The following is a 19,780-nucleotide window of genomic DNA, read 5'->3' as shown; positions in this document are numbered from 1 at the left end:
GATCAACTCCGGGTGGGCGTGTGGGGCTGCTGGGGGGCGCGATAGAGCTGGGCCAGCCGTCCTCTGCCGGCGGCGGCCTGTTGCACGGCGACCTGCCATTGCCGGTCATTGGCCAGGCGCGCTAGCGAGTGCTGCAGGCCCAGCAACACGTGGCCGGACAGGTCGTGGTGATCGGTCAGACCGTTCGCGCGCGCCGTCTTGAGCAGCGCCTCGACCTGAGCCACGCGTACGCCATGGCAGTCGCTGTTGAACAGCGAGGGGGTTTGCTGGCTCAGGCTCTGCACCAGTTGCTGGGGCAAGGGATCATTGCCCAGCGCTCGCTCAAGGGGTTCGTGCAGGATCAGCGGCGGGGCCGTACGGGGCGGGCGGTCAAGCGCAAGGCCGGGCAGACGGTGCCATTGTTCCTGCGCGGTCGTGGCCCTGGGGCACCACCAGGAAACCACCGGCGCGAAGAACCACTGACGCCATGCCTCTGCGGCCTGACGATGGAGGATCGGCATCACCCGAGGGTCGTAGTAACGCAACAGGTAGCGCTCACCCGCGAGGCCGGTGGCAAAAGTGGCCTGGGCGAAATGCTGTGCCAAAGCGGCGGGGGGCAAGGTACTGGTGATCCAGGCGCTGATGATCGAGCTGTCGTAAGAGTGGAGGCGGTTGAGCAGCGAGTCATGCCCCCTGAAATCTGCCGTGAGGGGCGCCAGCAGCATGGCCCCCAGGGGTTGCAGGACGGCAAAGGCCGGGTCTTGCAACAGCGGATGCAACCGGTCACTGAATTGGCTGGTCAGCTCGGTGCGGGTCTGCGCAGGCAAGGCGGCCATGTCGATCAGGGCCATCAAGTGGCGTGGCGCGTGGCCACGGGGTGGGTGCAGGTCTTCGGAGACGGTCTGGACCATTGAGCTGGAGATCATGGGTTCACCTGAGTAATGGCTTTGCGTTCCTGTGCGGCTTTCAACCAGCAGCTCACGCAAATCGGTTCGCCAGTGGCTGGAGAACCACTGATGGCCAAGGTATTTCCCACGCCTTGGGGGGTTGTGCTGACCGGCCCTTTGATATGGACGGCGATGGCGTCAAGGGTGACGCCACGGTTGTCGATCGTGATGGTGCCCCCAGGGCCCTGCAGCACGATGCGTTGTCCGGCTTGCACCTGATGGGTGCTGGTCTTTTGCTCGATGCCTTGACCGGTCGTGATCTGGAAGTGCCCTTGTACGCTGTGCTCTACACTCCCCCCGGTCTCGATCACATGATTGGCGGCCGTCTTGTCCTGGCGGTTGTTGCCCACGTTTTCGATGCGGTCCTGGTCGATCTGGATCGTCTGGCTGCGGCCGATGGCAAGAAACTCATCCTGGCCAACCTCATGGCGACGGTCGTGGCCGATGGTGACCTGCTCGTCATGACCGACCTGTTCGCTGCGGTCGTTGCCAATCTCGATGCGTTCGTCGTGCTCGACCTTTTCGCTGCGGTCGTTGCCGACGAAGGTGGTCTGGTTGTTGTTGATTTGGCTGTTCTGGTCCTTCTGCGCATGGAGGTAGATTTCTTCCTGGTCCTTTTCGTCCTCGAAGCGCAGTTCGTTGAAGCCCTCGCCCTTGTGGGTCTGGCTTTTGATCGTCATGCGGGTTTTGTGTTGCGGCAGCGGGTACGGCGGCAGGTTGTCGGCGCGGTAGGTGCGGCCGGTGACAATCGGTTGGTCGCCGTCGCCGTCCAGGTATTCGACAAGTACTTCCTGGCCGATGCGCGGAATGGCCATCGCGCCCCAAGTGGTCCCGGCCCAGCCTTGGGATACGCGGATCCAGCAGGAGCTGTGTTCGTTGTTTTGGCTGGCGCGATCCCACGGGAAACTGATCTTGATCCGGCCCCATTCGTCGCAGTAAATCTCCTCTCCCGGTGGGCCGACCACGGTGGCCATGTGCGGGCCGTCGATACGTGGTTTGTCGTGCAGTTCGGCTTTCCAGTCGGTCAGGCCGGTGACCAGTTTGGCGGTCTGCTGGTAGGTGGTGCTCTGCTCGCTGCCCGCCGCTTCCTCTTCCAGGCTGGTGAGCTGGGTGCCGTGGTGTTCGATGAACACCGGGCGCCAGCGGATATTCAGCTCTTCCCGCGGATGGCCGATCAGGTCGAACGCCAGACCGGGTTGCAGCCGGGCATCGTCGCCCTCGACCGTGGCGATGCGCGCATCGCGGCGCAAGGCGGCCAGGCGGGTTTTGGTGAAGGGTTTACCGGCCTCATCGCGCTTGTAGCGGCCGGGGTAATCGAAGCGCTCGTAGTCGCGTTGCTGGTGCTCGTGGTCACGGCCTTCGGCGACGTGCTCTTGGGCGTAGCTCGAGTGCTTGAAGGTGTAGTCGCGCTGCACCTGGCGCGCGGTGCGTACCTGTTCGGTGTAGTCGAAACGCCACAGCGCCGGTTCCGGCTGATCGCCGCCGGGGGTGGGTTGGTACAGCACCTGGCACTGTTCCTTGCGGCCGATGGCGCCGAGGTTTTGCACCTTATCGGTGTAGATCAGGCGATGGCCATCGGCGCGATGGACGAAGTTGTACAGCAGGCCTTCTTCGGCGGCCAGACGGGCGAGAAACGCCAGGTCGGTTTCGCCGACCTGCACACAATACTCGCGAGGCTCGTGCGCGGCGCCAACGAATTGCTCACGGTCGGTCAGGGGCTGAGCCTTGAGCACCGCATCGATGATCTGCGGCACGCTTTGCTGCTGGAAAATCCGCCAGTTCGAGCGCAAGTCGGCACGGGCCAGGGTCGGTTCAACCACCGCCCGGTAACGGGTACGGCGAAAGCCGGTGTCGCCCTGATTGAACAGGCTGATCAGCCCATGCACCCGCCGTACGGCGTGCTCGCCACGCCAGAGGGTGAACAACGCAGGCCGGTCGAGCACCGCGCCAAAATCCACCTTGGGGTTGTCGCTGGAGAGCTGGATGTCCAGATGAAACGGCCGGGACAGGCCTTCCTTCAAGGTGAAGGCAACCACCTCGAAAGTTGCGCCCGAGGCGGGTTCAAAGGTGTAACGCAGGTCGCTGTGACGGGGCATAGGGAGGGCCTGTCCGAAAGGGAACCCCAGCGTATTAAAGATTCAAACTATCTAGATATCAGATGAGTCTGTGAGTTATGTAGGCTTATTCTCGACGTCCTTTCTGGCCGATAGTGAACGCCGCCTTATTGGCTTTCCGTCAGCCCCGCCGGTTGTGCTTGCGCGCGACGACCAGCCGCGCACGGTGGGCCGTGCGGGGCTGAGTTATCTGCCGATCATCCCTGGTTCGTCACCTGATCATGCCCAATCAACCCATCCACTGACGCCTCGATCAGCGCCTTGCTGATCTCGACAAAATGCAAACTCGCCCAGTGCAGCGAGCGAAGTCGTTGTGGATCGGCATGATCGGTTTCGGCGATGAGTGAGCTGGCGCAGCCCATCATCACGGTGGCGTGTTCGAGGGCGATCTGGAGGGGGATGCCGGCCTGGACGGTGAACAGGTTTTCACCGGCGGACATGTGGCCGAAGGGCAGGGTTTCGGTGGTGGGGGTTTTGGTTTTTTGGAGCATTAGCGAGATCTCTTGTGGTCAGTCGAGGCTGCCACTGAGTCGCCGTCAAACGATTTTGGGTGGCAGCTGTACGCAGGTTGACGGACCGGTCACAAGCACCCGGCGCACTCGAAAGTGCCCCACGCACAGTTGCCATAACGCTGCGCAACGGGCACACGAAGGTGCGTTGCATAGCGGTGGACCGTGCATCGGTGCTTGTGGTGCTTCCAGGCCGTCAAACCTGATCACGGATGAGCCGTGACGAGGGCGAGGATAGGCAGTGTGGGGCGGAGGGTCAAGCTGGCTACTGTTCCAGGTAATGCAGTGCCAGCCGTTCTGCCGCGTGGCGCGATTCCGGGATCAGGTGGGGCGCGACGAGCATCATGATTTGGTAGACGACGATGCGGACCTGGCCTTCTTTGCCGAGGATGCGTTGGTAGTCCAGGGAGAACAGCAGGGTCATGCTGATCTGTTCGAGCAACTGCCCCAGGGCTTGCATGTCGCTGATGATCTGCCCTTGGGCTTTCAAGTGCGCGAGCAACGAGGCCAGTGTGCGTTTGAGCGCGTTGAGCAGGTTGCGGATGCCGCGCGCGAGTTTCGGCAGGCGTCCGGCGAGGTTGGACAGGTCCTGAAACAGAAAGCGGTAATGCGCCAGGCGCTCGACAATCAGGTGCAGGAACATCCAGTAATCCTCGGCCGCCAGCCGGGCGTCGGCGGGTGGGTCGAGCAGCGGCGACAGCTCTGTTTGAAAGCGTTCGAACAGCTCCAGCACCAGCGGCTCCTTGCCGTGGAAGTGGTAGTAGAGGTTGCCGGGGCTGATCCCCAGTTCGTTGGCGATTTCCAGGGTCGAGACGTTGGGTTCGCCCTGTTGATTGAACAAGTGCAGGGCACATTCAAGGATGCGGTCGCGGGTTTTCATCCAGTCTTCTTGTATGGGTTAATCAGGAATGCACAGATGCTGTGATCGGAACGGACTCTGTGGGAGCAGGCTTGCCTGCGAAGAGTCTGACGCGGTGTGTCAGATCAGCCGTATTCGCAGGCAAGCCTGCTCCCACAGGTTCGGGTGAAGACAAGACTTCAACGCACCCGCACATAAGTCCCCGGCGCGGGTTCCATGGGTGGGTAGTTCTGGTTGCCGAGGGCCATCAGGGTTTCCCGTTGCTCGCCGGAGCGTTGTTGAATCCAGCTCAGCCAATTCGGCCACCAACTGCCTTCGACTTTTTTTCCGTCGTAGTACCAGGCGCGTGGGTCGCTGCTGAGTTTGCTGTTTTCGATGTAGTTCGATTTGGGGTTGCCGGGCGGGTTGAGGATGCTTTGCACGTGGCCGCTGTTGGACAGCACGAAGCGTCGTTCGCCGCCGAGCAGCAAGGTTGAGCGATACACCGTGTCCCATGGCGTGATGTGGTCGTTGATCCCGGCCACGTTGAAGCTGTCCACCGTGACTTTTTGCAGGTCGATGGGCGTGCCGCACACTTCCAGGCCGCCGGCGTGGCTGAGCGGGTTGTGTTTGAAGAAGTCCAGCAGGTCGCCATGCAAGGCTGCGGGCAGGCGTGTGCTGTCGTTGTTCCAGTAGAGGATGTCGAAGGGCGGTGGCGACTTGCCCAGCAGGTAGTTGTTGACCCAGTAATTCCAGATCAGGTCGTTGGGGCGCATCCAGGCGAAGATTTTCGCCATGTCATGCCCGTCGAGCACGCCTTTTTGGTAGGAGCGGCGCTTGGCGGCTTCCAGGGCCTGTTCATCGATGAACAAGGTCGCCGGGCTTTCGATCTGGCTGTCCAGCAGGCTGACCAGATAGGTCGCGCTGGAGATCCGGCGCAGTTGCCGCTTGGCTTGTAGATGACCTTGCAGCGCGGCCATGGTCAGGCCGCCCGCACAGGCGCCCATCAGGCTGACGTCGCGACTGCCGGTGATGGCGCGGCACACGTTCATCGCTTCTTCGAGGGCTTCGACGTAGCTGGACAAACCCCACTCGCGATGACGCACATCCGGGTTGCGCCAACTGATCATGAACACTTGCAGGCCATTTTTCAGCGCGAACTGGACGAAGCTGTTCGCCGGGCTGAGGTCGAAAATGTAGTACTTGTTGATTTGCGGCGGGACGATCAGCAGCGGTTTGGCGTACTGCTTTTCGCTCATCGGCTTGTACTGCATCAGCTCCAGCAGCTCGTTGCGAAATATTACCGCGCCGGGGGTGGTGGCGACGGTCTTGCCGATTTCGAACGCATCTTTGGTGATCTGGCTGGGCAGGCCGTTGTTGTGCATCAGGTCATCGATCATGTGGCTGACGCCCTTGAGCACGCTGCTGCCGCCGGAGTTGAACAGCTCCTTGATCGCCAGCGGATTGAGCAGGGTGTTGGAGGGCGACAGCGCATCGTTGAGCAGGGAGAAAATAAAGTGCGCGCGGATGCGATCGTCCTTGGACATATTGCTGTCATCGATCCAGCTCTTGATCTCATGCTGCCAGCTCAGATAAGCCTGCAATCCGCGTCGATAAAGGGGGTTCTGACGCCACGTCGGATCGGCGAAGCGATGGTCATGCGGGTTGGGAGTGTGAGGGCTGTCGCCCAGCAAGACGCGACCCAATTGCCCGCCCAGCGCCAGTGCATGCCGGGCGCTGTGCACCGGGTGGCGCAGGCTCTGGGCGGCCACGCTGCGCAGGGTGGCGAACAGGTCTCGCCCGCGCAAACCGGTTATGGCGCTTTGCGCATTGATGAATGTGGCCGGGGTCGGCACCGGGCTCGTCACTGATTTGTCTCGCATGGGGGGCAACACTCCTTCGTCAGGCCAAAACACATTCACGACGCAAGACAATCACCGCGCGAGCGCGGGCTGGCTTGCGACATTCTGCGCCGCGGGGCCTCCGGCCTGGGCGCAGTCAGTGGAGCGATCTCTTCTTCCCTAGTACTTCAATTCTGAGCACTTCAATTGCATTTGAGCTGAATGACTAAAATCCTTTATCGGTGAATCGGAGCGGGGTGCGGATGCATGACCGCGCGCTGCCGTTCCTCCTGTAGAAACTTCATGATGATGGGCGCCACGGCTTCGGCGCGGGTGATCAAGAACAAATGACCATCGTCGATTATGTGTAGCTGGGCATTGGGTATCCGCCAAGCCAGCAGGCGCATATTTACCAAAGGAATGAGCGGGTCATCGTCGCCCGCCAGGACCAATGTCGGCTGAAGAATCCTGTGCAACCAATGAATGCTGGTCCAGCCCATCCCGGCGAACAGTTGCCAGTAGTAGCCCAGCTTGCTGGTCGAGCGGACCTTGGCGGCGTGATTGGCGGCCAGATTAGGGTCCCGACGAAAGGCACCGCCGTAGATTTCCGGTGCGATGCGAATGACATGCGACGGCTGGATATAACGCCGCGGACTGGCCATCAGCCACAGCACTCTCGGTTTGCCCGGCACCATCACCATACCGGCTGCGGTGGCGGCCAGAACCAGTTTTTTGCAGCGCTCGGGGTAGTCGTAGGCAAATTGCTGCGCCAGCGCGCCGCCCCACGAGACGCCGATCACGTTGACCTGGCCGTAATCCAGGTAGTCGAGCATGCGTGCCGTCAGCCTGGCCAGCCCGGGAAAGCGAAATGGCCGGCTCGGCGTGGAAGAACCACCGACGCCCGGCACATCGAAAGCGATCACTTCCAGGTCTGGGTCAAGTGCGTCGACGAACGGAAAGACCAGTTCCAGGTTGGCGCCGATGCCGTTGAAAATCAGCAGCGGCGTCAGGTGACTCTTGCCTGGGCGGACGGCCGTTCGGATGGTGTGGCCATCCAGATCGACGGTACGGAAAACAAACGGTTGCGGCATGCGCGAAGCCCTGTGGGTTAAGCCGCTGGCAAAGCCGTCCTGAGCTCTTCCAGATAGGTCGAGGAGATCCTCGTATTGCTCGTCACATGATCGCGCTTCGGAGGCTGATGGCTCTTCCAGAGATCCATCAGCCCCCTGTTTTATTGTCTAGCGTTCGTGTACGTAAGTGCCCGGCGATGCTTCGCCGGCTGGATAAGTTTTGTTGCCGAGACTGCTCGGCGCCTTTTTCAATTTGCCCGAGCGTTCGGCCTGCCAGGTTTGCCAGTGCAGCCACCAGGAGTCGGTGTGTTTGGTCGAGTTCTCTTGCCATTCTTTGGCGTCGACCGGCAGCTCGGAGTTGGTCATGTAGCGTGACTTGGGGTTGCCCGGTGGGTTGAGAATGCTTTGGATATGGCCGCTGCTGGAGAGCACGAATTCAGTCTTGCCGCCGAACAGGTGCGCCGATTTGTAGCACGAGCCCCAGGGCGTGATGTGGTCGTTGGTGCCGGCCAGGCAAAATACATCGCTGGTGATCTGCTTCAGATCGATCGGCGTGCCGCTCACTTCCAGGGCATTGGCGCGGGTCATCGGGTTGGTCTTGAACAGCTCGATCAGGTCGCCATGGAAAGCGGCGGGCAGACGGGTGGTGTCGTTGTTCCAGAACAAGATGTCGAACACCGGTGGTTCGTTGCCCAACAGGTAATTGTTGACCCAGTAGTTCCAGATCAAATCGTTGGGGCGCATCCAGGCGAAAATCTTCGCCATGTCGCGGCCTTCCAGTACGCCGGCCTGATAGGAGTGGCGCTTGGCCGATTCCAGGGTCTTTTCGTCGATGAACAGCGCCACCTCATTATCGAGCGTGGTGTCCAGCACGCTGACCAGCAAGGTCAGCGCATGGACTTTCTGCTCGCCCAGCGCGGCGTAGTGGCCCAGCAGCGCGGTGCAGGTTATGCCGCCGGAGCAGGCGCCCAGCATGTTGATGTCCTTGCTGCCAGTGACGGCAGAGACCACGTCTACGGCTTCCTTGAGCGCGTCGATATAGGTCGACAGGCCCCACTCGCGCTGAGCCTTGGTCGGGTTGCGCCAACTGACGATAAACGTCTGCACGCCGCCGCGCAGGCAGAAACGCGCCAGGCTCTTTTCCGGGCTCAGGTCGAAAATGTAGAACTTGTTGATTTGCGGCGGGACCACCATCAAGGGGCGCTCGAGCACCTGTTCGGTGGTCGGCTTGTACTGGATCAGCTCCAGTACGTCGTTGCGAAAGATCACCGAGCCCTCGGTGGTGCCCAGGCTCTTGCCGACTTCGAAGGCATCCATATTGACCTGGCTCGGCATGCCGCCGTTATGCACCAGATCCTTGGCCATGTGCGACAGGCCATCGAGAATGCTTTTGCCGCCGGTCTCGAAGAAGCGTTTGACAGCGGCGGGGTTGACGGCGCTGTTGGTCGGCGCCATGGCCTCGGTCATCAGGGTGATCACGAAGTGGGCGCGGCTGATGTTCTGTTCGGACAGATTGCTCTCGCCGATCCAGTCATGCAGCTCTTTGCGCCAGGCCAGGTAGGTTTGCAAATAACGACGATACAGCGGGTTCTGACTCCACGCAGGGTCAGCGAAGCGGCGGTCATCGCTTTCAGGCAGCAGGCTGGATTTGCCCAGTAAAACGTTCTTCAACTCGAGACCGAAATGAGCGACATGCTTGACGCTGTGGAAGGGTTGCCTGAGAGCTTGGCTTAGAACCATACGGGCAGTGGTCAGTAAATCTTTCCGCCGCAAGCCTACTACCGGGTTCAGCCCCAGCGTGTTTTCAGAAGCTTGGCGCTGCAGGTCATCGTTACTCTTGTTACTCATCTACGACGCTCCATTGTCCTGAGGCGAGCACTGGACATCCCTGTGAACAAGTGACACAGGCGACTGCCAGCACTACTGCTCGGGTGACCGATGATGGCTAAACCAGATGTTCCCCAGTCGGCGTTTGCGTAAAAGAGGAGTCCTGCCTTTTCTGTTAGCGGGATCTCATCTGTCACGTAATCGCACGCGCTGGCTCTGCACGAATTAAATGCAGGGAACTTGCCAGATCTATTGGTTACCCGAGATTTCAAAAAATCGCAAGCAGGGCCAGTCGTTGGCCTCTGCGAGGGATATTGAAACAAACGGAATTAGAATGGTCGCCCTAAAAGGCCAGACGGTTGCGCTAGAGCATCAGCTTGATGATTTGCACGGAGGGGTCGCGTGATTTTCCGGCGGCTTTCAGCTCGGCAAGATAATCGGTCCACAGCTGTTCCTGGCGTTGCGCCAATTGGTACAGGTAGTCCCACGTGAACAATCCGCTGTCATGACCGTCGTCGAAGGTCAGTTTTAGTGCGTATTGCCCGGCCGGTTCGATTTTGCTCAAGCCGACGCCAAGCTTGCCGAATTGCAGGATCGGTTTGCCATGACCCTGAACTTCGGCCGATGGCGAATGCACCCGCAGAAACTCGGCGGGTAGATGGTATTCCTCGCCAGACGCGTATTTCAGCGTCAGGGTTTTCGAGGCTTTGTGCAGGTTGATAGCGCTGGGGAGTGTGGTCATAGGGGGAGCGTAAAGCTGCACGCTGCAAGCTGCAAGAGGAAGGTCGTCCACCCGCTTGCAGCTTGAGGCTTGCCGCTTAAAGAATGTAACGCGAAAGGTCTTCGTCCTTGGCCAGTTCGCCCAAGTGGTTGTTGACGTACTCGGCATCGATGCGGATGGTCTCTGCATCGTGCGCGCTGGCCAGGTCAGCGGCACTGAAAGATACCTCTTCGAGCAGGCGTTCGAGCAGAGTGTGCAAACGACGCGCACCGATGTTCTCGGTCTTCTCGTTGACCTGCCAGGCGATCTCGGCAATGCGCTTGATGCCGTCGGGCAAGAACTCGATGTGCAGGCCTTCGGTCTTGAGCAGTTCGCAGTATTGCTCGGTCAGCGAGGCGTGAGGCTCGCTGAGAATGCGTTCGAAATCCTGCGGCGTCAGCGCCTTGAGTTCGACACGAATCGGCAGACGACCTTGCAGCTCGGGCACCAGATCGCTCGGCTTGCTCAGGTGGAATGCGCCAGAGGCAATGAACAGGATGTGGTCGGTCTTGACCATGCCCAGTTTGGTGTTCACGGTGCAGCCTTCGATCAGCGGCAGCAGGTCACGTTGCACGCCTTCGCGGGACACATCGACGCCACCGGAGTTGCCGCGTCTGGCGACCTTGTCGATCTCATCGATGAACACGATGCCGTGCTGTTCAACCGCTTCCAGCGCCTTGGCCTTGAGCTCTTCTTCATTGACCAGGCGTCCGGCTTCTTCGTCACGCACCAGTTTCAGCGCGTCCTTGACCTTGAGCTTGCGGTTTTTCTTTTTTCCCTTACCCATGTTGGCGAACAAGTTTTGCAGTTGGTTGGTCATCTCTTCCATGCCCGGAGGCGCGGAGATATCGACACCGACCGACTCAGAGACTTCGATCTCGATTTCCTTATCGTCCAGCTGGCCTTCACGCAGGCGTTTGCGGAACAGCTGACGGGTGTTGGAGTCGGTGCTCGGCGCGGCGTCTTCGTTGAAGCCAACTCGAGCGGGCGGCAGCAGGGCGTCGAGAATGCGATCTTCGGCGGCGTCTTCGGCGCGATGACGGACCTTGGTCATTTCCTGTTCGCGCAGTAGCTTGATCGCCGCGTCGGCCAGATCACGAATGATCGACTCGACGTCGCGGCCGACATAACCGACTTCGGTGAACTTGGTCGCTTCGACCTTGATGAACGGCGCGTTGGCCAGTTTGGCCAGGCGACGAGCGATTTCGGTTTTGCCGACACCGGTCGGGCCGATCATCAGAATATTCTTCGGCGTGACTTCGACGCGCAGCTCTTCAGGCAGCTGCATCCGGCGCCAGCGATTACGCAGCGCGATGGCGACGGCGCGTTTGGCATCGTCCTGGCCAATGATGTGGCGATTGAGTTCGTGGACGATTTCGCGGGGAGTCATAGACATGATAGTGGCGGTCCTCTAGCTGAAAAAAAGCGCTCATGGCCGCCTATACGAGCGGCCTGGAAAACGGCTTATTCGGCGAGGTCCTGCTCCTCAATGGTGATGTTGTGGTTGGTGAATACGCAGATGTCGGCGGCGATGCCCAATGCGGTTTCGGCGATTTCGCGGGCCGAGAGTTCGGTTTTCATCAGCAACGCGCGGGCAGCGGCTTGAGCGTAGGCGCCACCGGAGCCCATGGCAATCAGACCATCTTCAGGCTCAACGACATCGCCGTTACCGGTAATGATCAGCGATGCGTCCTTGTTGGCGACCGCGAGCATGGCTTCGAGGCGGCTGAGGGAGCGATCGGTGCGCCATTCTTTAGCCAGTTCAACGGCCGCGCGAACCAGATGGCCCTGATGTTTCTCAAGCTGGCCTTCGAAACGCTCGAAGAGGGTGAAAGCATCGGCGGTGGCCCCGGCGAAACCGGCGATCACTTCGCCGTGATACAGGCGCCGCACTTTTTTCGCATTGCCTTTCATGACGGTATTGCCGAGCGAAACCTGGCCGTCGCCGGCCATGACGACTTTGCCATTGCGGCGCACTGAAACGATGGTGGTCAAGGGAGAGTCTCCACGCAGTGGGGCGAAAATGCCCTAGTGGAAACTCATATGGGGGTGGTGATTGGCATTTCAACTGCGAGGGATGAATGGTGATCTGGAGCGAGTGATGAACTTGTAGGAGCTGCCGAAGGCTGCGATCGACTGCGAAGCGGTCGTAGCCTTTCAATTGCTGAAGGTCGTTTCGACCTTATCGCAGCCTTCGGCAGCTCCTACATGGCCGGTTGCCTGGCCATAAATGTGTCACTTACCCTGACGTTGTTGTAACAGCAAGTTGCTGAAGCCGCTGCCGGCCAGTTGTTTCTGCGCTGTGGTCAGTTGCTCACGATTGCTGAACGGACCGACCAGAACCCGGTACCAGGTTTCATCCTTCACGGTTCCGGACTCAACCTGCACGGCTTGCCCCAGCAAAATGATCTGCGCACGAACCTTGTCAGCGTCGGTCTGCTTGCGGAACGACCCGGCCTGCAAGAAGAACTTCGTCACCGCAGCCGGTTTGGCCACTGGTGGCGCGGGCGGAGGCGTCAGGCCGCTGAGTGCCGCTTGAGCGCGGGCGGTATCAATCTTCGCCGCTTGCTCAGGCGTGACCGGTGCAACCGGCGCTACAACGGGTGGCGGAGTTTTCTCGGGCACCGCTTCGTTCGGCACGATGACTTCGGATTCCGGCAGCAAGGTATAGAAGTCGTACTTCGGCTTCACCGGTGCCTGAGGGCTTGGCGGCGTCTTGTTCGCTTCGGCGATTTTCGCCGCCTTGGCGTCCTCCTTGACCCGCTTGACGTCAGCGCCGCCGGGTTCGAGCTTCATCAGGAATACGATAAAGGCACCGACCGAGAGGCCAATTGCCAACCACAACCATCCTGGAATCGGCTTCTTTGCGGGGGCCTGATAACGACTGGCACCGCGCTTGGGAGCAGGTTTTTTCTTCACAGCCAACTTACATACGCTCCAGAGTTTCCAGACCCAAGAGTTCCAGGCCTTGCTTGAGGGTGCGGCCGGTCAGCGCGGCGAGGCGCAGACGGCTTTGCTGTTGCTCCGGGCTCTCGGCACCGAGGATCGGGCAGTTCTCGTAGAAACTGGAGAACAGCCCCGCCAGATCATAGACGTAAGCGCACAGTACGTGCGGTGTACCTTTTTCTGCGACGTTGTTCAGGGTTTCGCCAAACTGCGCCAGCCGTGCCGCCAGTTCCTGCTCCTGTGGCGCCTCGAGCACGATCTGCCCCAGGGTTTCGTCGAACGGCTTGCCCAGCTTACGGAACACACCGGCCACGCGGGTGTAGGCGTAAAGCAGATACGGCGCGGTGTTGCCTTCGAAGCTGAGCATTTGATCGAAGTTGAAGCTGTAGTCGCTGGTGCGGTGCTTGGACAAGTCGGCGTATTTAACCGCGCTGATACCCACCGCCTTGGCGATGCTGCGCAGTTCGGCTTCGGCGACTTCCGGGTTCTTTTCTTTCACCAGGGTGTAGGCGCGTTCTTCGGCTTCATCGAGCAGGTCGACCAGCTTGACGGTGCCACCATCGCGGGTCTTGAACGGGCGGCCATCGGCGCCGTTCATGGTGCCAAAGCCCATGTGTTCCATCTGCATGCCATTGGTCACGAAACCGGCACGGCGTGCGACCTCGAACACTTGCTGAAAGTGCAGGGCCTGACGTTGATCGACGAAGTACAGCGCACGGTCGGCTTTCAACGTGTTGCTGCGATAACGGATGGCCGCCAGGTCGGTGGTGGCGTACAGATAACCGCCACCGGCCTTTTGCACGATCACGGGTAGTGGCGTGCCTTCAGCGGTCTTGAATTCTTCGAGGAACACGCACTGTGCGCCGTTGCTTTCGACCAGCAAGCCTGCGGCCTTGAGGTCGCTGACCACGTTGGCCAGGTCATCGTTGTAGGCGCTTTCGCCCATGACATCGGCGGGGGTCAGCTTGACGTTGAGGCGCTCGTAGGTGTTCTGGCAGTGCGACAGGGAAATCACGTTGAAGTGCTTCCACAGGGTCAGGCACTCCGGGTCGCCGGCTTGCAGCTTGACCACCAGGCCGCGGGCGCGCTCGGCAAACTCTTCGGATTCGTCGAAGCGATGCTTGGCGGCGCGGTAGAAGTTTTCCAGGTCGGACAGTTCATCGCTGGCCGCAGGTTTTTCCTGCAGGTACGCCAGCAACATACCGAACTGCGTGCCCCAGTCGCCGACGTGGTTCTGCCGGATCACGGTGTCGCCGAGAAACTCCAGCACATTGGCGACGCCGTCACCGATGATGGTCGAGCGCAAGTGGCCGACGTGCATCTCTTTGGCCAGGTTCGGCGCGGACAAATCGACCACCACGCGTTGAGCGGGGCCGACCTTGCGTACCGACAGGTGCGGATCGGCCAGCGCGGCATCAAGGCGCGATGCCAGGGCCTGAGTGTTCTGGAAGAAGTTGAGGAAGCCGGGGCCAGCGATTTCAACCTTGCTGACCTGCGCATCGGCAGGCATCGCAGCGACCAGTTTTTCCGCCAGATCACGAGGTTTCATGCCGGCAGGCTTGGCCAGCATCATCGCGATATTGCTGGCGAAGTCGCCGTGGGTCTTGTCCCGCACGTTTTCCACCTGGATCGCCGGCGTCAGCCCTTCAGGCAAGACGCCTTCGTTGACGAGTTGGGTCAGGGCTTGTTGGATCAGCTGGCGAATGGTGTCTTTCATGGTCTGCTCTTTCGACCGCAAGCGCGGCGGCGCCTGGATGCGCTGGTGGAAAAACTGGGCATTATCCGTTGCGATGGCGGGCTTGCCAACCGTGATGGACATGCGGTCTTGTTGTCGCCGAATTCCTGTAGGAGCTGCCGAAGGCTGCGATAGGCTGCGCAGCAGTCGTAAAGTTCTGGATTGTTGAAGGTCCTTCGGCCCTTATCGCAGCCTTCGGCAGCTCCTACAGAGGGCTTTGGTGTTCAATACAAATCTACCGGATCCACATCCAGCGACCAACGCACCTGCCGCCCGCTGGGCATTTGTTCGAGCACCTGCAACCAGGCGCTGAGCAATCGATGCAGTGGCGCACGGGCGCTGGCTTGCAGCAGCAACTGCGCGCGATAGCGACCGGCGCGTCGTTCCATGGGAGCCGGAACCGGGCCCAGTAGTTCAATGGCGCCCAGATTCATTTCCGCCAGCAAGTGTTCGGCTTCGGCGCAGGCGTTGTCGAGAAAACTTTCGGCTTGCCCCGGCTTATGCGCTTCGGCACGTAACAGCGCCAGATGGGAGAACGGTGGCAGGCCGGCGGCGCGGCGTTCGCTCAACGCCTGTTCGGCGAAGGCGAAGTAGCCTTGCTCGGTCAGTTGGATCAGCAGCGGATGATCGGCGAGGTGGGTCTGGATGATCACTTTGCCCGGCTCTTCGGCGCGCCCGGCACGGCCTGCGACCTGAACAATCAACTGCGCCATGCGTTCGCTGGCGCGGAAGTCGCCGGAAAACAGCCCGCCATCGGCATCCAGAATCGAGACCAGGGTCACCCGTGGAAAGTGATGCCCTTTGGCGAGCATTTGCGTGCCGACCAGAATGCACGGCTGGCCGCGTTGAATGGTGGCGAACAGTTGGTTCATCGCATCTTTGCGCGAGGTGCTGTCGCGGTCGACCCGCAGCACGGGATAGTCCGGAAACAAAATTCCCAGCCGCTCTTCGGCGCGCTCGGTGCCTGCACCCACAGGGCGCAGATCGACCTTGCCGCACGACGGACAGTGCCGTGGGACGCGCTCGACATGCCCGCAGTGGTGGCAGCGCAACTCGCCGGAGCGTTGGTGTACGGTCATGCGCGCATCGCAGCGTGGGCATTCCGAGAGCCAGCCGCAGTCGTGACAGAGCAGCGTCGGCGCAAAGCCTCGACGGTTGAGAAACACCAGCACCTGTTGGCCGGCAGCCAGGGTCTGGGCGATGGCCTGTTGCATCGGCCCGGAAATACCGCTGTCCAGCGGGCGGCTTTTCACGTCCAGACGCAGGAAGCGCGGTTGTTGTGCGCCGCCTGCCCGTTGATTCAGGCGTAGCAGGCCGTAGCGCCCGGTGTAGGCGTTGTGCAGGCTTTCCAGCGAGGGCGTGGCTGAGCCGAGCACAATCGGAATGTTTTCCTGTCGCGCGCGGACCAGGGCCAGATCACGGGCGTGATAACGCAGGCCCTCCTGCTGCTTATAGGAGCCGTCGTGCTCTTCGTCGATGATGATCAGGCCAGGATTTTTCATCGGCGTGAACAGCGCGGAGCGAGTGCCGATAATAATGTCGGCCTCGCCGTCGCGCGCCGCCAGCCAGGCGTCCAGGCGATCCCGGTCATTGACCGCCGAATGCACCAGGGCGATGCGCGCGTTGAAGCGCTGTTCGAAACGCGCCAGGGTTTGCGGGCCGAGGTTGATCTCCGGGATCAACACCAGCGCCTGCTTGCCGGCTTCGAGGGTTTCGCGGATCAGCTGTAAATAGACTTCGGTCTTGCCGCTGCCGGTGACGCCTGCCAGCAGAAACGCATGAAAACTGTCGAAGCCGGCACGAATGGCTTCGTACGCAGCACGCTGTTCGGGGTTGAGCGGCAACTCCGGTTGCGCCAGCCAGCGTTCATGGCGCTCGCTGGGCGGGTGGCGACGGACTTCGACCTGCACCATGTCCTTGGCCAGCAACAGGTTCAGGCTTTCCCGGTTCAGCATCAGTTTGCTGAGCAGTTGATGCGCCACGCCATGCGGGTGCTGGGCCAGCGTGGTCAGGGCCTCGCGCTGCTTCGGTGCGCGGGCGATGCGTGGGTCGTCGAGTTTGGCGCCGGGAGCCACTTGCCAGAAGCGTTCCTGGCGCGCTTCGGCGGGTTCGCCCTGGCGCAGCAGCACCGGCAAGGCCCAGCTCAGGGTATCGCCAAGGCTGTGTTGATAATATTGCGCCGTCCACAGGCACAGCTTGAACAGTGCGGGTGGCAGTGGCGCATGGTTGTCGAGAATGGCCACGGCGGGCTTGAGCTTTTCCGCCGGGACTTCACTGTGGTCAGTGATCTCCACCAGAATGCCGATCATCTCGCGACGGCCGAACGGCACCCGCACCCGCATGCCTGGCTGCAGCGCACTACGCAGCACTCCGGCGGGAGCGCGATAGTCGAATAAGCGTCTTAACGGCGAGGGCAGAGCGAGGCGCAAAATGGCGTCGGGCACGCGGAGAGTTCTCTGTAACGGTCTGTGACGAAGCGGCGATCTTAGCAGACGACCGGTTTAAACGTTTGCTTGCGTCATTGGCGTTGTCTGGTACTATCCGCAGCCTAATTACGTGCGGTATTCAACAATAGTGTTGAGTGGCGGCACGCCAGCCCGAGGAAATACCCATGAAAGCTGATATTCATCCAGTTTACGAAGCCATTGTCGCTACTTGCAGCTGCGGCAACGTCATTCACACTCGCTCCAATCTCGCCAAGCCATTGAGCCTTGACGTGTGCAACGAGTGCCACCCGTTCTACACCGGTAAGCAGAAGACTCTTGATGTTGGCGGCCGTGTCGACAAGTTCAAGTCGCGCTTCGGTGCTTTCGGCGCTACCAAAGCTCCTGCTGCCGAGTAAGATGGGTGGTTCTGGACGGTCCAGTGGACTACTCCAGGCTGCTTAAAAAGGCGTCCTTCGCGGGCGCCTTTTTTATGTCTGCGATTTGGCTGTCGGCGGCGCAGGCGCTGTGCCCGGCACCTGATTCCCTGCCCGTATTCGCTGTGCAGCGGGTCGTGGATGGTGACACCCTGCGGCTGAGTGATGGCCGCAGCGTGCGCATGATTGGCTTGAATGCGCCCGAGACGGGCAGGAAGGGTCGTTCAGCGGAGCCCTTTGCCGAAGCGGCCAAGCGCCGTCTGCAACGTCTGGTGGACGAAAACGCCGGCCAGGTGAGTCTGTTGGTAGGGCGAGAGTCAAAAGACCATTATGACCGTACGCTGGCCAACGTCTATGGCCGTCAGGGCGCAAATCTTGAGGCGCAGCTGTTGGCCGAGGGGTTGGGCTATCAAGTGGCGATTGCGCCGAATGTCGCTTTGCTCGACTGTCAGCAGGCGGCGGAGCGCAGTGCGCGTCAGGCCGGGCTCGGGTTGTGGCGCACGTCGCCGGTGCAGCCTGTCGGGCAAATCAACAGTGGCGGATTCGCCCTGATCTCCGGCCAGGTTAGCGATGTGCAGCGCAATGGTGGTGGCCTGTGGATCGAGTTGCAGGGCTCGCTGGTGTTGCGTATTGCACCCAATCTCTTGGGTCAGTTCGACGTCTCCCGACTGGAGCGCCTCAAAGGCCGGTCCATCGAAGCCCGCGGTTGGGTGATCGACCGTTCGCGTCGCGGCGGGTTGAAGTTTGGACAGGCGCGGTGGATGCTGCCGATCACCCATCAGGCGATGCTGAACCTCCCCGAACGATAGAAATTGTCGACATTTCAGACCTTCAATTGTGAACAGTCAATCCCTTGTGTTCCGTGGCTCTTGGCGTAAAGTCGTAGGCGCCGGGCCTTGACAGAAGTGACTGGTCAGTCTTGTGAGGACTTTCCTTCTTGCGTATCCTCGGCGGTCCGTCTGTCCAACAGTAAAAAAGCGGAATGCCCACATGTCAGATTTGAAAACTGCCGCTCTTGAGTATCATGCCAAGCCTCGCCCCGGGAAACTGAGCGTCGAGCTGACTAAACCTACCGCGACCGCCCGCGATCTGGCCCTGGCTTACAGCCCCGGCGTTGCCGAGCCTGTGCGCGAAATTGCCCGTGATCCTGAACTTGCTTACAAGTACACCGGCAAGGGAAATCTGGTAGCAGTCATTTCCAACGGCACCGCCATTCTTGGTCTGGGCGATCTTGGCCCACTGGCTTCCAAGCCAGTGATGGAAGGTAAAGGCGTTCTGTTCAAGCGTTTCGCCGGGATCGACGTTTTCGACATTGAGGTCGATGCCGAAAGCCCACAAGCCTTCATCGATACCGTTAAACGCATCTCGATCACCTTCGGCGGCATCAACCTTGAAGACATCAAGGCGCCTGAGTGCTTCGAGATCGAAAAAGCGCTGATCGAACAATGCGACATTCCGGTGTTCCATGATGACCAGCACGGCACGGCTATCGTGACTGCGGCCGGCATGATCAACGCTTTGGAAATCGTCGGCAAAACCCTGGGGAGCGCCAAAATCGTTTGCCTGGGTGCTGGCGCTGCGGCCATCTCCTGCATGAAATTGCTGGTGAGCATGGGCGCGAAGATCGAAAACATCTTCATGGTCGACCGTACCGGCGTGATTCACTCTGGCCGTGACGATCTGAACCAGTACAAAGCGGTATTCGCCCACGCGACTGAAAAACGCACACTGACCGACGCCCTGCACGGCGCTGACGTGTTCGTTGGCCTGTCGGGTCCAAACCTGCTGAGCGCTGATAACCTGAAGCTGATGGCCAAGGACCCGATCGTGTTCGCTTGCTCGAACCCGGACCCGGAAATTTCGCCAGAACTGGCTCACGCCACCCGCAACGATGTGATCATGGCCACTGGCCGTTCGGATTACCCGAACCAGGTCAACAACGTACTGGGCTTCCCGTTCATCTTCCGTGGCGCTCTGGATGTTCGTGCCAAGCGCATCAACGAAGAGATGAAAATCGCCGCTGCCAACGCCCTGCGCGAACTGGCCAAGCTGCCGGTTCCTCAGGAAGTCTGCGACGCCTACGGCGGTATCAAGCTGGAGTTCGGTCGTGAATACATCATCCCGAAACCAATGGACGCGCGCCTGCTGGGTGTGATCTCTGATGCCGTGGCTAAAGCCGCCATCGAGACCGGTGTGGCAACCCTGCCGTATCCGAAGAACTACCCGCTTAAAAGCGTCGATGACGTTTTCAACGGCTAAGTCCTGATCGCGATACAAAAAAAGCCCGGCTCTTGAGCCGGGCTTTTTGTCGATTGGGCAAACCAACTGTAGGAGCTGCCGAAGGCTGCGATAAG

General features: G+C 60.4%; 16 protein-coding genes. 3 read left to right on the top strand and 13 right to left on the bottom strand.

Annotation, left to right across the window (positions count from 1 at the left end):
• Positions 1 to 2: 2 nt before the first annotated feature.
• From AC1MEE_RS23665 to AC1MEE_RS23605, 13 genes are all read right to left on the bottom strand, one after another.
• Positions 3 to 905, bottom strand: a complete 903-nt coding sequence (locus AC1MEE_RS23665; protein ID WP_480411941.1) for a DUF4123 domain-containing protein — start codon at positions 903 to 905, stop codon at positions 3 to 5.
• Positions 902 to 3,022, bottom strand: coding sequence for a type VI secretion system Vgr family protein (locus tag AC1MEE_RS23660; RefSeq protein WP_480411940.1), 2,121 nt, complete (start codon positions 3,020 to 3,022; stop codon positions 902 to 904). Before AC1MEE_RS23660 ends, AC1MEE_RS23665 begins: the two co-directional genes overlap by 4 nt.
• A gap of 215 nt (positions 3,023 to 3,237) precedes the next feature.
• On the bottom strand, positions 3,238 to 3,531 hold the full coding sequence (locus AC1MEE_RS23655; RefSeq protein ID WP_480411939.1) for a DUF3077 domain-containing protein: 294 nt from the start codon (positions 3,529 to 3,531) through the stop codon (positions 3,238 to 3,240).
• A 283-nt stretch (positions 3,532 to 3,814) separates the two neighbouring features.
• Positions 3,815 to 4,429, bottom strand: coding sequence for a TetR/AcrR family transcriptional regulator (locus AC1MEE_RS23650; RefSeq protein WP_480411938.1), 615 nt, complete (start codon positions 4,427 to 4,429; stop codon positions 3,815 to 3,817).
• 158 nt (positions 4,430 to 4,587) lie between these two features.
• Positions 4,588 to 6,270, bottom strand: a complete 1,683-nt coding sequence (gene phaC / locus AC1MEE_RS23645; protein WP_480411937.1) for a class II poly(R)-hydroxyalkanoic acid synthase — start codon at positions 6,268 to 6,270, stop codon at positions 4,588 to 4,590.
• A 194-nt stretch (positions 6,271 to 6,464) separates the two neighbouring features.
• Positions 6,465 to 7,319 carry a poly(3-hydroxyalkanoate) depolymerase gene (gene phaZ / locus AC1MEE_RS23640; RefSeq protein WP_480411936.1) on the bottom strand — a complete coding sequence of 285 codons (855 nt, stop codon included), beginning with the start codon at positions 7,317 to 7,319 and terminating at the stop codon, positions 6,465 to 6,467.
• A 147-nt stretch (positions 7,320 to 7,466) separates the two neighbouring features.
• A complete protein-coding gene (phaC, locus tag AC1MEE_RS23635) occupies positions 7,467 to 9,146 on the bottom strand; it encodes a class II poly(R)-hydroxyalkanoic acid synthase (RefSeq protein WP_480411935.1) in 1,680 nt (559 codons plus the stop codon).
• A 343-nt stretch (positions 9,147 to 9,489) separates the two neighbouring features.
• Complete coding sequence (locus AC1MEE_RS23630) at positions 9,490 to 9,867, bottom strand: gamma-butyrobetaine hydroxylase family protein (RefSeq protein WP_480411934.1); 378 nt, start codon at positions 9,865 to 9,867, stop codon at positions 9,490 to 9,492.
• 76 nt (positions 9,868 to 9,943) lie between these two features.
• A complete protein-coding gene (hslU, locus tag AC1MEE_RS23625; RefSeq protein WP_480411933.1) occupies positions 9,944 to 11,281 on the bottom strand; it encodes an ATP-dependent protease ATPase subunit HslU in 1,338 nt (445 codons plus the stop codon).
• Positions 11,282 to 11,349: 68 nt separating this feature from the next.
• Positions 11,350 to 11,880: an ATP-dependent protease subunit HslV gene (gene hslV, locus AC1MEE_RS23620; RefSeq protein WP_297843852.1), complete on the bottom strand. Its 531-nt coding sequence runs from the start codon at positions 11,878 to 11,880 to the stop codon at positions 11,350 to 11,352.
• Positions 11,881 to 12,120: 240 nt separating this feature from the next.
• A complete protein-coding gene (locus AC1MEE_RS23615) occupies positions 12,121 to 12,810 on the bottom strand; it encodes an SPOR domain-containing protein (protein WP_480411932.1) in 690 nt (229 codons plus the stop codon).
• Between the two features lies 1 nt (position 12,811).
• Entirely contained in the window at positions 12,812 to 14,548 is a 1,737-nt protein-coding gene (argS, locus tag AC1MEE_RS23610; RefSeq protein ID WP_480416324.1) for an arginine--tRNA ligase, read from the bottom strand.
• Positions 14,549 to 14,790: 242 nt separating this feature from the next.
• Complete coding sequence (locus AC1MEE_RS23605; RefSeq protein ID WP_480411931.1) at positions 14,791 to 17,010, bottom strand: primosomal protein N'; 2,220 nt, start codon at positions 17,008 to 17,010, stop codon at positions 14,791 to 14,793.
• Between the two features lie 167 nt (positions 17,011 to 17,177).
• Here AC1MEE_RS23605 and rpmE point away from each other — a divergent pair, with 167 nt between their 5' ends.
• The 3 genes from rpmE to AC1MEE_RS23590 all read left to right on the top strand — a co-directional run bounded on the left by rpmE (position 17,178) and on the right by AC1MEE_RS23590 (position 19,685).
• The gene (gene rpmE / locus AC1MEE_RS23600) at positions 17,178 to 17,408 is read left to right on the top strand and encodes a 50S ribosomal protein L31 (RefSeq protein ID WP_480411930.1); all 231 of its coding nucleotides are present in this window, start codon (positions 17,178 to 17,180) and stop codon (positions 17,406 to 17,408) included.
• Positions 17,409 to 17,431: 23 nt separating this feature from the next.
• The gene (locus AC1MEE_RS23595) at positions 17,432 to 18,235 is read left to right on the top strand and encodes a thermonuclease family protein (protein ID WP_480411929.1); all 804 of its coding nucleotides are present in this window, start codon (positions 17,432 to 17,434) and stop codon (positions 18,233 to 18,235) included.
• A gap of 181 nt (positions 18,236 to 18,416) precedes the next feature.
• Positions 18,417 to 19,685: a malic enzyme-like NAD(P)-binding protein gene (locus AC1MEE_RS23590; RefSeq protein ID WP_480411928.1), complete on the top strand. Its 1,269-nt coding sequence runs from the start codon at positions 18,417 to 18,419 to the stop codon at positions 19,683 to 19,685.
• The last annotated feature ends 95 nt before the right edge of the window (positions 19,686 to 19,780 follow it).

The sequence above is a fragment of the Pseudomonas sp. ASL3 genome, assembly GCF_056680425.1.
This window is presented reverse-complemented; position numbering and strand designations above follow the sequence as displayed.